Source organism: Mycobacterium sp. MS1601 (assembly GCF_001984215.1).
In the GTDB taxonomy this organism is placed as follows: Bacteria; Actinomycetota; Actinomycetes; order Mycobacteriales; family Mycobacteriaceae; genus Mycobacterium.
The window spans coordinates 5,227,497-5,240,435 of record NZ_CP019420.1 but is presented as its reverse complement, the minus strand read 5'-3'; the positions used below and the strand labels follow the sequence as shown (position 1 = coordinate 5,240,435).

Annotated in this window: 12 protein-coding genes and 1 pseudogene; 2 read left to right on the top strand and 11 right to left on the bottom strand. The window is 67.0% G+C overall.

The genetic code is table 11. The annotated features are described in order from the left end of the window. Positions 1 to 117 precede the first annotated feature (117 nt). Both BVC93_RS25230 and BVC93_RS25225 read left to right on the top strand, forming a co-directional pair. Positions 118 to 1,887, top strand: coding sequence for an ABC-F family ATP-binding cassette domain-containing protein (locus BVC93_RS25230; protein WP_083739835.1), 1,770 nt, complete (start codon positions 118 to 120; stop codon positions 1,885 to 1,887). A 61-nt stretch (positions 1,888 to 1,948) separates the two neighbouring features. Further along, entirely contained in the window at positions 1,949 to 3,253 is a 1,305-nt protein-coding gene (locus BVC93_RS25225; RefSeq protein WP_083739834.1) for a hypothetical protein, read from the top strand. Here BVC93_RS25225 and BVC93_RS25220 read toward each other — a convergent pair. From BVC93_RS25220 to argJ, 11 genes and pseudogenes are all read right to left on the bottom strand, one after another. Beyond that, a complete protein-coding gene (locus BVC93_RS25220) occupies positions 3,218 to 3,709 on the bottom strand; it encodes a hypothetical protein (RefSeq protein WP_083739833.1) in 492 nt (163 codons plus the stop codon). The two genes, BVC93_RS25225 and BVC93_RS25220, sit on opposite strands and share 36 nt — an antisense overlap. Beyond that, positions 3,706 to 4,275 carry a hypothetical protein gene (locus BVC93_RS25215; protein ID WP_083739832.1) on the bottom strand — a complete coding sequence of 190 codons (570 nt, stop codon included), beginning with the start codon at positions 4,273 to 4,275 and terminating at the stop codon, positions 3,706 to 3,708. Before BVC93_RS25215 ends, BVC93_RS25220 begins: the two co-directional genes overlap by 4 nt. After that, on the bottom strand, positions 4,272 to 4,868 hold the full coding sequence (locus BVC93_RS25210; RefSeq protein WP_083739831.1) for a hypothetical protein: 597 nt from the start codon (positions 4,866 to 4,868) through the stop codon (positions 4,272 to 4,274). The genes BVC93_RS25215 and BVC93_RS25210 overlap by 4 nt, the downstream gene beginning before the upstream one ends. Before the next feature lie 10 nt (positions 4,869 to 4,878). Then, on the bottom strand, positions 4,879 to 5,565 hold the full coding sequence (locus tag BVC93_RS25205) for an SDR family oxidoreductase (protein WP_083739830.1): 687 nt from the start codon (positions 5,563 to 5,565) through the stop codon (positions 4,879 to 4,881). Positions 5,566 to 5,583: 18 nt separating this feature from the next. Beyond that, positions 5,584 to 6,996, bottom strand: a complete 1,413-nt coding sequence (gene argH / locus BVC93_RS25200; RefSeq protein ID WP_083739829.1) for an argininosuccinate lyase — start codon at positions 6,994 to 6,996, stop codon at positions 5,584 to 5,586. Positions 6,997 to 7,063: 67 nt separating this feature from the next. After that, entirely contained in the window at positions 7,064 to 8,263 is a 1,200-nt protein-coding gene (locus tag BVC93_RS25195) for an argininosuccinate synthase (RefSeq protein ID WP_083739828.1), read from the bottom strand. A 20-nt stretch (positions 8,264 to 8,283) separates the two neighbouring features. After that, the gene (locus BVC93_RS25190) at positions 8,284 to 8,760 is read right to left on the bottom strand and encodes an arginine repressor (RefSeq protein ID WP_083739827.1); all 477 of its coding nucleotides are present in this window, start codon (positions 8,758 to 8,760) and stop codon (positions 8,284 to 8,286) included. Next, a complete protein-coding gene (argF, locus tag BVC93_RS25185; RefSeq protein ID WP_083739826.1) occupies positions 8,757 to 9,680 on the bottom strand; it encodes an ornithine carbamoyltransferase in 924 nt (307 codons plus the stop codon). Before argF ends, BVC93_RS25190 begins: the two co-directional genes overlap by 4 nt. Next, a pseudogene (locus BVC93_RS25180) lies at positions 9,677 to 10,860 on the bottom strand (acetylornithine transaminase). Before BVC93_RS25180 ends, argF begins: the two are co-directional and overlap by 4 nt. Beyond that, positions 10,857 to 11,726: an acetylglutamate kinase gene (argB, locus tag BVC93_RS25175; protein ID WP_083739825.1), complete on the bottom strand. Its 870-nt coding sequence runs from the start codon at positions 11,724 to 11,726 to the stop codon at positions 10,857 to 10,859. Before argB ends, BVC93_RS25180 begins: the two are co-directional and overlap by 4 nt. Beyond that, positions 11,723 to 12,934 (bottom strand): bifunctional glutamate N-acetyltransferase/amino-acid acetyltransferase ArgJ, encoded by a 1,212-nt coding sequence (gene argJ / locus BVC93_RS25170; RefSeq protein ID WP_083741321.1) that lies wholly within the window; start codon positions 12,932 to 12,934, stop codon positions 11,723 to 11,725. Before argJ ends, argB begins: the two co-directional genes overlap by 4 nt. Positions 12,935 to 12,939: the final 5 nt, after the last annotated feature.

The following is a 12,939-nucleotide window of genomic DNA, read 5'->3' as shown; positions in this document are numbered from 1 at the left end:
CAGCGCCCTGCTCATCTCGCCCCGACGGCCTGCACATCATTCCACACACCATTGTCACGCCCGTCACCTTTGGTCACGTGGGCAACCACAGTGCCCACACACGATAGGGTCGGCCCAGTGGCACATCTGCTCGGCGCCGAATCGTTGCGCCTCGAGTACCCGACCAGGGTCGTTTTCAGTTCGGTGACTGTCGGCGTCAACGACGGCGACCGCATCGGCATCGTCGGACGCAACGGCGACGGTAAATCCAGCCTGATGGGCATGCTGACCGGACAGATCGTCCCCGACGCGGGGCGCGTGACCCGGGTGGGCGGCCTGCGGGTAGGTGCTCTCGATCAGGCCGACATCCTCGACGACCGGGCGACGGTGGGGTTCAGCCTCGTCGGCGACATGGCCGAGCACGAGTGGGCCGGTGATGCGCGGGTGCGCGACGTGGTGGGCGGTCTGGTTACCGACCTGGACTGGAATGCCCAGGTGGGCACCTTGTCCGGTGGCCAGCGACGCCGCGTACAACTGGCTGCCCTGTTGATGGGCGACTGGGATGTCATCGCGCTCGATGAGCCCACCAACCACCTCGATGTCGAGGGGATCACCTGGCTGGCCGCACACCTCAAGCAACGCTGGGCACGCAACACCGGCGGACTGCTGCTGGTGACACACGACCGGTGGTTCCTCGACGAGGTCGCCACCACCACCTGGGAGGTCCACGATGGCATCGTCGAGCCGTTCGAAGGCGGGTACGCCGCCTACATCCTGCAGCGGGTGGAGCGGGACCGGATGGCCGCAGCGTCGGAGGCCAAGCGGCAGAACCTGATGCGCAAGGAGCTGGCCTGGCTGCGCCGAGGTGCTCCGGCCCGCACCTCCAAGCCGAAGTTCCGCATCGACGCAGCCAACGCGTTGATCGCCGACGTGCCCCCGATCCGCAACAACATCGAGCTGGCCAAACTTGCCACGGCGCGGCTCGGCAAGGACGTCATCGACCTGCTCGACGTCTCGGTCCGGTTCGGTGAGCGGGAGATCCTGCACGACATCGAATGGCGAATCGCCCCCGGTGAGCGCACCGGGATCCTGGGCGCCAACGGTGCGGGCAAGTCGACCCTGCTCGGGTTGATAGCCGGGACAGTCACCCCGAGCTCGGGACGGGTAAAGCGCGGCAAGACCGTTCAGCTGGCGATGCTGGACCAGCAGGCCGGCATCCTCGCCGACGTCGAAGGAGACATGGTCCGCGAGGTGATCGGCCGCCTCCGCGAGGGGTACCAGGTCGACGGTCGTGAACTTACCCCCACTCAGCTCTTGGAGCGGCTGGGCTTCGCCCGCGACCAACTGTCCACCCGGGTGTCCGAGCTCTCCGGTGGCCAGCGCCGCCGGCTGCAGCTGATGCTGACGCTGCTCAGTGAGCCGAACGTGCTGGTGCTCGACGAGCCCACCAATGACGTTGACACCGAGATGCTGACAGCCACCGAGGATCTGCTGGACTCGTGGCCGGGCACCCTGATCGTCGTCTCCCATGACCGGTACCTGTTGGAGCGCGTAACCGACCAGCAGTACGCGGTGCTCAACGGCACCCTGCGGCATCTTCCCGGCGGCGTCGAGCAATATCTGCAGCTGGCCGACAAGCACCCGGCCCCAGCAGCGGCGGCACCCGTGCCGAGCTCGCAGACCACCTCTGGTGCAGCACAGTACAACGCCCGCAAGGAACTGGGCGCGGTCGAGCGCAAGCTGACGCGCTTGGGCGAACAGATCACCGCGCTGCACTCCACCATGGCCGGCCACGACCAGAGTGACTACACGGCTCTGGCCGACCTCACCGCGCGGCTACGGGCACTGGAAGCCGAGAACGCCGACCTCGAGGAGCGCTGGTTGGAGCTCTCGGAAGCCGCCGAGTAGAGGTAGCGCCGCGCTCCCTCATCGCCGCATCGTCGACCGGGCTGGGTAGTAGGTTGACCTCGTGCGCTACCTCCTGCGGCCCCTGACCCTCTGGGTTCGGTACTTCCCGCAACTGGCAGCCTGCTATCTGCTGGGTTTCCTGGGGCGGCGCGGCGCCATCGAACTGGCCGCGTGGGCCGGCTGGGACAACAAGTGGTGGGCGTCGGTGATCATGCCGCTGGCCGGCCTGGCCCGGCTGGCCTCATTCATCGGCATGTTCCTGGTGCTGCGCCCCGCGTTCCCGGTGCTGGCGGGGTTCTCACCGCGGCGGCTTCGTGACGTCGATGTGTTCTCGACAATCGTCCTGCCGTTCTTCGCGATCTACATGGCCTGGCAGATGTTCCGGGAGGACTGGCTGGCTTTCGAGGCTCGCGCGCTGATGTACCGGGTGGACGACTCGGCGGTCAACCCGGATCCGACGGTGCTGGATCCATCGTCCATTCCAGTGGGTACCAACACCCTGGCGCTCATCGGTGCAGCACTGTTGCTGCGCTACCTGCTGAGCTGGATGAAGGACCGGCTGCCGAAGTGGATGGTGGCAGTCCGGGTGTATGTGGACACCCTCTGGGTGTTCCTGGCCTTGAGCTTCTCGGTGAACCAGGGGTTGACGTTGCTGCTCAATCCCGCCGGCTGGATCTCCGAACGCCGGATTGTGGTGTGGTTCAGCAAGACCCGAGAGGAGCTGTTCTCACATTTCCAGCCGCTCGACACGGCCTGGGACACCCTGATGTGGGCGCTGCGGACAGTGTTCGGCGGCGCGGCGGTGCCACTGATCTGGCTGGCGGTCGCCGGCGTAGTCTACGGCGTGGCCTCGACGGTGAACTGGCGCGACACCGTCCGCCGCATCGGCGGCGGACGGGCCTGGTCGGTGTTCGACCGCGCCGCCCCGGCACAGAAGCGACTGAACACCCGATGGAGCATGGTGCCGAAATCCCTGCGGGACAAGGCACGCGAGCACGCCACCGGACAGCTGGGGAAATTCCGGCCGATCGTCGACTCGTTGAGGTTGATCCTGCACGGCGGGATACTGGCGCTGTCGCTGTACGTGCTGGCGTACCTGGGCCTGGCATGGCTGGACATGGCGGGCAGTTTCTACCGCGCCCAGATGGGCGACGGCTACCTGGTGCGAGGTTTGGCGTGGCTGGCCGGTCCACAGCCGTGGCCGTTCTGGAACAACTACCTGGGCACCGTGAGCCTGGCTTCACACCTGATCATCGAACCGCTGCGAATCTGCCTGGTCGCCAGCACCTATGTCTACTGCGTGGAACGCGTGGCCCAGGCGACTACAGCATCAAACGAACCAGAATCCGTCCCATCCAATCCGTGAGATCCACCGCCGTCGGCTTGACTCCGGCAGGCAACAGGAAACTGAATTGCGCCACTCCCGGACGCCCGCAGCTGACGTTGATGCCCTCGGGCGGCAGCGCAGCGTATCCCCCACCGACTCCGTGGCCCAACGCTGTTGGCCGTCGGTGATCACCGCTCGCGCGCACCCGGTGGGATCGGAGCCGTCGATCTCAACGGTCACGACGTGCACCAGCGTGCCCTCGGGCAGTTCGGGATTCAGCCGGTTCTGCGAGGCGGTGTAGAAGCGGTTGGTCTTCACCCGCCAGGTCTGGCCGGCCGCCTCACCCGACTCCCCCGCGGGCACAACGTGTTCGGGATGCGTCATATCGTGATAGTCGGACCAGCCGGGCGACAACATCGTCGTGGTGATCGCGGCGAGGGCGCCCACCGACACCGCGGCTCCGAGCACGTTGCGTTGCCATTGCCGTGCAATCATGCGCTCACCGCCGGTCGCGGCAGGCGGACTCGATCGAGATTGCTGACACCGGGCCCCTCCAGTGGAATGCGGATCACCAGACGCGAATCCAGCCGTCCGTCGTCGAGCCACACCCGCAATCGCACGTCGTCGACCCTGGCCAACATGTCCGGTGCGACGTCGAATACCCAGTCGGCCCGGTAGTTCATCGACGGTTGCATGGTGCCGCCCGGAGTCGCCGTCGGAGGCAATCGATCGGTCGAGGTGTAGGTGTCGGGTCCGACCTCCAGTTGCACCCACAGCCGACCGGGTTCGTCCAGGGCAGCCACCTCCGCGTTCACCACCACCCACACGCCCGCGGCCTCCAAACGTGACGGGCGCCCGGACTCCGGTTCCACCACCCGGGTGATCTGGGTGCCCAGCACGGTAGCGGTGACATTGCGTCCGGTGGCGGGTGTGCCTGCGTCGGTGGTCACATCGAACGGGGCATAGATCTGGCTGTTGCGCGGCAGGTTGTGCCAGAGGAAGGCCGCGGCGGCGATCACCACGGCCACGGCGAGTACGTGAACGGTGCTGCGCCAGGTCATGAGCTGAGCTTCACCGGTACCGTCACCTGGCCGTAATCGGTGGCGTCGTCGATCCACGCTTCGCCGTAGCTGACCATGAGCTCGGTGAACTTCTTCTTCGGAACCTTCAGCGTCACCGTCGCACCGGGTTCGAAACTTCCGTCGGGAAGTTCCCAGAAGAACGCCGTCTCCTGCGAGAGCCCCGGTCCGAGATTGGTGTTGTAAGTACTGTCGGCCATCCGATAGGCACCCACAAGACGCTGGTTGGGGAAGCCCTGCAGCTTGAGCGTGCGCAGCAGGTTGCCTGGAGTGTTGCCGTCGTTGCGGATCTGCACCACCACGCCCAGGTACTGCGATCCTGGGTTGTCGTAGAGGACGCCGTCGATCTGTTCGACCACTGAAGCACGGTCGACGGTCAGCGTGTACTGGCCGTCGCTGAACTGCTGTCCGGGCTCGAACACCGTCACCGCGGTGTTCACGCCGTCGAGCCCGCCGAACGCGGCCGTCGCCGCCAGCACCAGCAGCACCACCAGCCGCCACATCTGCGCGAAACCCAGCCCGGCAAACCATCGTCGTATCCGGCCGGGCGAGCTCGCGATGACTCCAGCGCCCATCCAGCGAACTCTACGGTGTGACCGGAGGCTCAGACAGTCGGCTCTTGACGTACCTGCTGGTGTCGTCGGCCAGCACTTCGAGGCTGCCTGCCTCGATACCGTCGAGTGCCATGGCGACGACGTCGGCCGGCGCGGACTTCGGGACGTCAAGTCCTGACGTCATATCGGTGTCGACGGCGCCGACGTGCAATCCGGTGACCTGGGTGCCCTGCGCCGCGAGTTCGATGCGGATGCCGTTGGTGAGAGACCAGGCCGCAGCTTTGGCCGCCGAGTACGACGTGGACCTCGGCAGCGACAGCCAGGACAGCACCGAGAGCATGTTGAGGATCGCTCCGCCGCCGTTGCCGCCCAGCACCGGGGGGAACGCCCGAATCACGTTGAGCGTGCCGAAGAAGTTGGTGTCCATCTCCATACGGATCTTGTCGAGGTCACCGGTGACCAGGTTCTGGCCCGCGGAGACGCCGGCGTTGTTGATCAACAGCGTGACGTCGGTGGCCGCCGCGGCAGCAGCCGCCGCCGAATCCGCGTCGGTGATGTCGAGGGCGATAGGTACGACGCCGTCGATGTCGACGGCCTCGGGGTTGCGCGCAGCGGCGTATACCTTGCTCGCCCCACGTCCCAGCAGCGCTTCAGCGTAGACGCGACCCATACCCCGGTTTGCTCCGGTGACCAACGCCACCGATCCCGCGATGTTCATGAGGCCATCTTGGCAGGTTCAGCGACGCAACCGGAGCCGCAATGCATCGGTGGTGTCGCGGACCGTGCCCAGCTGTTTGGCCACCTGGATGGGAGCAGTGCCGCCGCGGGCGTCGCGCGCAGCCACCGAGCCCTCGACGGTCAGGACGTCGCGCACCTCGGGAGTCAGGGCGGGGCTGATGCCGGCGAGCTCGTCGTCGGTGAGTTCGTCGAGGCCGACGCCGCGGCCTTCTGCCGTCTTGACGGCCGCACCTGCTGCCTCGTGGGCAACTCGGAAGGGAACTCCTTGCCGGACAAGCCATTCGGCGATATCTGTCGCCAGGGTGAAGCCCGCGGGCGCCAGTTCGGCCATCCGCTGCTCGTCGAAGGTCAAGGTGCCGACCAGCCCTGCCATCGCGGGTAGCAGCAGTTCCAGCTGTGCCACCGAGTCGAAGACGGGTTCCTTGTCTTCCTGCAGGTCCCGGTTATAGGCCAGCGGTTGGGCTTTCAGGGTGGCCAGCAGTCCGGCGAGGTTGCCGATCAGCCGCCCGGATTTGCCGCGGGCCAACTCGGCGATGTCGGGGTTCTTCTTCTGCGGCATGATCGAGCTACCGGTGGACCATGAGTCGTGCAGCGTGACGTATCCGAATTCCGTTGAACTCCAGAGGATGATGTCCTCGGCGAGCCGCGACAGGTCAACGGCGATCATGGCCAGGACGAAGGCTGCCTCGGCGGCGAAGTCCCGTGCGGCGGTGGCGTCGATAGAGTTGTCGGCGGCCGTGGCGAAGCCGAGATCGGCGGCGATGGCGTCGGGGTCCAGCCCCAGCGACGAGCCCGCCAGCGCGCCGGATCCGTAGGGCGACACCGCGGTGCGGTCGTCGAAGTCGGCGATCCGGTCGACGTCACGCAGCAACGGATGAGCGTGCGCCAGCAGGTGATGTGCCAGCAACACGGGCTGCGCGCTCTGCAGGTGGGTCTTGCCGGGCATGATCGCCGTCGGGTGCGCGGCGGCCTGGGTGGCCAGTGCAGCCACCACCTCGAGCGCTCCGTCTGCGACGCGGCGCAGCGCGTCGCGCAGCCACATCCGGAACAGGGTGGCTACCTGGTCGTTGCGGGACCGGCCTGCCCTCAGCCGGCCGCCCAGGTCCGGACCCACCCGATCGATGAGGCCGCGCTCCAGCGCGCCGTGCACGTCCTCGTCGGTGATGATGGGTCCGAAGCTGCCGTCGGCGACGTCCTCACCCAGGGAGTCCAGGCCCGCGAGCAGCCCGTCACGCTGTTCTTCGGTGAGCAGGCCCGCGTTGAACAGCACCCGGGCGTGGGCCTTGGATGCGGTGACGTCGTAGGGCGCCAGCACCCAGTCGAAGTGGGTGGACTTGCTCAGCGCCGCCAGTGCCGCCGATGGCCCGTCGGCGAATCGGCCACCCCACAGCGCGCCTTCATTGGTGCTCATATCGCTCCCTTGTCAGGCGCGAGCGTGCGTGTCTGTACGCAACACACACGCACGCTCGCCATGGCAGTTACAGGCTGAGGTCGCGCTTGGCCGAGATCTTCGACGACAGGCCGTGCACGTGCACAAAGCCCTTGGCCGACGACTGGTCGAAGCTGTCGCCCTCGTCGTAGGTGGCCAGGTTGAAGTCGTAGAGCGAGGTGGGGCTGCGACGGCCGTTGACCGCGATGTGCCCGCCGTGCAGCACCATCCGGATCTCGCCGGTGACGTGTTCCTGGGTGTGCGCGACGAACGACTCCAGCGCGCGCTTCAGCGGCGAATACCAGAGGCCGTCGTACACCAGCTCGCCCCACTTCTGGTCGGTGCCGCGCTTGTAGCGACCCAGCTCGCGCTCGAGGGTGACGTGTTCGAGCTCGGTGTGTGCGGTGATCAGCACCATCGCGCCAGGGGCTTCGTAGATCTCCCGGCTCTTGATGCCGACCAGGCGGTCTTCCACCACGTCCAGACGACCGACGCCCTGCGCGCCGGCGCGGCGGTTGAGCTCGACGATGGCCTCCAGCACGCTCACGGGACGGCCGTCGATCGAGACGGGGACACCCTTGTCGAAGCCCACGATCACCTCGTCGGGGCTACTCCAGTTGAGGGTCGGGTCTTCGGTGTAGTCGTAGACGTCTTTGGTGGGGGCGTTCCAGAGGTGTTCCAGGAAGCCGGTTTCCACCGCCCGGCCCCACACGTTCTGGTCGATGGAGAACGGCGAGCGCTTGGTGACGTTGATCGGGATGGCGTTCTCCTCGGCGAACGCAATGGCCTTCTCGCGAGTCCAGGCGTAGTCGCGGACCGGGGCGAGGACCTCCAGATCGGGGGCCAGCGACGCGAAACCGACCTCGAAGCGCACCTGGTCGTTGCCCTTGCCGGTGCAGCCGTGGGCGACGATGCCGCCGTTGTGCTCGCGGGCGGCAGCCACGAGATGCTTCACGATCAGCGGACGGCTGATGGCTGACACCAGCGGGTAGCGGTCCATGTAGAGCGCGTTGGACTGGATGGTCGGCAGGCAGTACTCGTTGGCGAACTCGTCGCGGGCGTCGACAACGACGGCTTCGACGGCCCCGCAGTCCAGTGCGCGCTGCCGGACGACCTCCATGTCCTCACCGCCCTGGCCCAGGTCGATGGCGACGGCGACGACCTCACGGCCGGTCTCCTTGCCGATCCAGCTGATGGCCACCGAAGTGTCCAGCCCGCCGGAGTACGCCAAGATGACGCGATCGGACATGTTGTTGTTCTCCTTTGTAGTTACTGCAGGTTTTCGAAGGTCGAAGCAAGTTCGGCGCCGGTCATCGGCTCCCTGGCCACCACCAGGATGGTGTCGTCTCCGGCGATGGTGCCGACGACATACGGCAGCGACGCCCGGTCGATGGCACTGGCCAGGTAGTGCGCTGCGCCCGGCGGGGTGCGCAGCACCGCGAGATTACCGCTGGCATCTGTGGACACCAGCAGATCGGACAGCAGCCGGGTCACCCGTTCGGTGCCGCCGGTGACCCCGCGTACCGGGCTGCCGTCTTCGGGGACGACGTAGGCACCGACGCCGCCGTCGGCGCCACGCAGTTTCACCGCACCCAGTTCCTCGAGGTCACGCGACAAGGTTGCCTGGGTGACGTCGATGCCCTCGGCGGCCAGCAGGCCCGCGAGTTCGCTCTGGCTGCGCACCGACTGCTCCGACAGCAGTGCCACGATACGGGCCTGCCGTCCGGCACGGGTGGTCGCTGTCATCTGTTCTCTAGCAACCACACCAGGAGCGCTTTCTGGGCGTGCAGCCGGTTCTCTGCCTCGTCCCAGACCGCACTCTGGGGGCCGTCGAGCACGTCGTCGGTGATCTCGTGCCCACGATGAGCTGGAAGGCAGTGCAGCACAAGGGCGTCGGAGTCCGCTTTGGTCAGCAGCTCGGCGTTCACCTGGAACGGCCGAAACGGACGCACCCGGTCCAGGCCGTCGTTCTCCTGTCCCATCGAGGTCCAGGTGTCGGTCACCAGGACGTCGGCGCCGCGCGCACCTTCGGACGCGTCTCCGGTGAGAGTGACGGTGGCACCGGTCTGTTCGGCACGGGCCCGGGCCGCAGCGACGAACGCCGGGTGCGGTTCGAAGCCCGTGGGTGCGGCGATGGTGACATCGATGCCGGCGGTGACACCCCCGAGCATCAGCGAGTGCGCCATGTTGTTGGCGCCGTCGCCGAAGTAGGTCAGCTTCAAGCCCTTCAGCGAGCCCTTGCGCTCAGCCAGGGTCTGCAGATCGGCCAACACCTGGCAGGGGTGGAACTCGTCGGACAGCGCGTTGACGATCGGTACTGTCGAGCCCGAGGCCATGGCCGTCAACCGCTCCTGGGCGAAGGTGCGCCAGACGATGGCATCGACGTAGCGGGACAACACCTTTCCGGTGTCCTCCAGGGTCTCCTCGCGGCCCAGCTGGGTGGAGCGGCCGTCCACCACCACGGCATGCCCACCGAGTTGAGCGATACCCATCTCGAACGAGAACCGAGTGCGGGTGGAGTTCTTCTCGAAGATCACCGCTACGCCTCGCGGGCCTTCCAGCGGTCGCCGACTCATCGGGGCCTGCTTGAGTTCGGCGGCCAGTGCCAGTACCTCGGCCTGCTCGGCCGGTGTCAGATCGTCGTCGCGCAGGAAATGGCGGCTCATTGCGTGTCCTTGGCGGTATCGAGTATGGCGGGCAGGGCGGTCAGGAACGTGTCGATCTGCTCGTCGGTGATGATCATCGGCGGCGCCAGCCGCACGACCTCGGCGGCCGGCGCATTCACCAGAAATCCGGCGTCGCGGGCAGCGGTCTCGACGGCCTTGGCCCTGGCCTCGGTGAGCACCACACCCAGCAGCAGGCCCTTGCCCCGAACATGGCTCACCAGCGGGTGATTCAGTGCTTCGATGCCGGCGCTCAGGTGTTTGCCCGCCACCCCGGCGCGGGCCACCAGATCCTCGGCGGCCAAGGTGCGCAGCACAGCCAGCGCCGCCGCGGTGCACACCGGGTTGCCGCCGAAGGTGCTGCCGTGCAGGCCGGGGGTCAGCAGGTCGGCGGTGGGTCCGATGGCCAGGCAGGCACCGATCGGTAGACCGCCGCCCAGCCCCTTGGCCAGGGTCACCACGTCCGGGGTGATGCCATCGTGAAGGTGTGCGTAGAAGGCGCCGGTGCGCCCCACCCCTGTCTGCACCTCGTCCAGAACGAGGAGGGCGCCGTGCGCGCTGGTGATCTCGCGAGCGGCGGCCAGGTAGCCGGCGGGCGGGACGACGACGCCGCCCTCCCCATGATCGGTTCGAGAAACACCGCGGCAGTCTCGTCGTCGACGGCTGCTTTCAGCGCCTCGACATCGCCGTAGGGCACGTGGGTGACTCCGGCGGGCAACGGTTCGAAGGGTTCGCGCTTGGACGGCTGCCCGGTCAGAGCCAGCGAGCCCATGGTGCGTCCATGGAAACCACCCTCGGCGGCAACTACTTTGATACGGCCGGTGAGTCGGGTGATCTTGAATGCCACCTCGTTGGCTTCGGTGCCCGAGTTGCAGAAGAACACCTTGGCCGGTGCGCCCAAGTGGTCGACAAGCCCTTCGGCCAACGCGATTCCGGGCTCGGTGGCATAGAAGTTCGAGACGTGCCCCAGGGTGTTCAGCTGAGCGGTGACCGCCTCGACGATCGCCGGATGCCGGTGTCCAAGCAGGTTCACCGCGATGCCGCCGAGCATGTCCAGGTAGGTCTTGCCGTCGGGGTCGGTGACCACGGCGCCGTCACCGCTGGCCAGAGCCATGGCGGGAGTGCCGTAGTTGTTCATCATCACCGATTGCCAACGGTGTTGCAGCGCTTCGGTGTTCGTCATGACGGAACCACTTTCGTACCCGCCCCCTCATCGGTGAACAGTTCGGCGATCACGCAGTGCTGCACACGGCCGTCGATGACGTGTGCGCTGGGCACCCCGCCGTTGACAGCACGCAAGCAGGCCTCGATCTTGGGTACCATGCCGGATTCGAGCTTGGGCAGCAGCGCGGTCAAGCTGTCGGTGTCGATCTCGCTGACCAGGGAGGTCCGATCCGGCCAGTCGGTGTAGAGACCTTCGACATCAGTGAGCATCAGCAGCTTCTCGGCACCCAGCGCCTCAGCCAGTGCGGCGGCGGCGGTGTCGGCGTTGATGTTGTGCACGATGCCCACGACATCGGGAGCAATGGTGGACACCACCGGGATCCGGCCGGCCTCGATCAGATCCAGCAGCGAGTCGGCGTTGACCTTCTGCACGTCGCCCACCAGGCCGATGTCGGTGGCCACCCCGTCGACGGTGACGCTGCGGCGTACCGCGGTGAACAGCTGGGCGTCCTCACCGGTGACACCGACGGCGTACGGTCCGTGGGCGTTGATCAGGCCCACCAGCTCGCGGCCGACCTGACCGAAGAGGACCATGCGCGCGACGTCGAGCACCTCAGGGGTGGTGACCCGGAAGCCGCCTTTGAAATCGCCTGCAATGCCCAGCTTCTTGAGCATCGCCGAGATCTGCGGGCCGCCGCCGTGCACCACCACGGGCCGGATGCCGCAGTTGCGCAGGAACACCATGTCGTCGGCGAAGGCCTTCTTGAGAGTGTCGTCGGTCATGGCGTTGCCGCCGTACTTGACCACGACGATCTTGCCGTGCAGCTGTTTGAGCCACGGTAGAGCCCCGGCAAGAACTTCGGCCTTGGTGGTGATGGCGGTCATGAGCTGTAGGCCGAGTTCTCTTCGACGTACGCGTGAGACAGGTCGGTGGTGCGGATCGAGGCCTCGGCATCGCCTGCGCCCAGGTCGACGCGCACCACGATCTCTTCGCCGGACAGATCGACGTCCCGCGCGCCAGGAGCGCCCGCACCGTCGATGCACACATCAGAGCCGTTGAACGACACCGAGATCCGGTTGGGGTCCAGCGTGACAGGAGCCATGCCCACGGCAGCCAGCACCCGGCCCCAGTTGGGGTCGGAGCCGAACAGCGCGGTCTTGACCAGGCTGTCGCGGGCGATCACCCGGGCCGCCACCACGGCGTCGTCCTCGGTATGCGCACCGGCGACGGTGATGACGATGCGCTTGGTGACACCCTCGGCATCGGCCTGCAGTTGCGCGCACAGGTCGTCGCACACCTTCATCACTGCGTCGTTCAGCTGCTCCTGGGTGGGCGTGATCTCGCTGGCTCCGGAGCTCAGCAGCAGCACGGTGTCATTGGTGGAGCAGCTGCCGTCGACGTCCAGACGGTCGAAGGTCTTTGCTGTCGCGTTCCGCAGTGCCGTGTTCAGCGCGTCGGGTGTGGCAACGGCGTCGGTGGTGATCACCACGAGCATGGTCGCCAGCGAGGGCGCCAGCATGCCCGCACCCTTGGCCATGCCGCCGACGGTCCAGTTGTCCGCGTGATGCAGCGAAACCTGTTTGGGCACAGTGTCGGTAGTCATGATGGCGCGGGCCGCTTCGTCGCCACCGGACAGCCCACCTGCCATCTCGTGCACGATCTCCCGCACACCGGCCAACACCTTGTCCATGGGCAGCCGGTCACCGATCAGGCCGGTGGAGCAGACGGCGACCTCGACGGCGCCGGTCTCGGTCCCCCAGGCAGACAGGGCGGCAGCTACGGCTTCGGCGGTGGCGTGGGTGTCCTGGAACCCGCCGGGGCCGGTGCAGGCGTTGGCGCCACCGGAGTTGAGGATCACCGAGCGCAGCCGGCCGGTGGTGAGCACCTGCTGGCTCCACAGCACGGGTGCCGCCTTGACCTGGTTGCGGGTGAACACGCCCGCGGCGGCGTAGTCGGGACCTTCGTTGAACACCAGCGCGAGGTCCAGCTTGCCGGATGCCTTGATACCAGCGGAGATTCCGGCGGCACGGAATCCGGCGGGTGCGGTGACGCCTTGGGTCCGCAAGATCCGGCTGCCAGGTGCGATGTTCAAGGCTT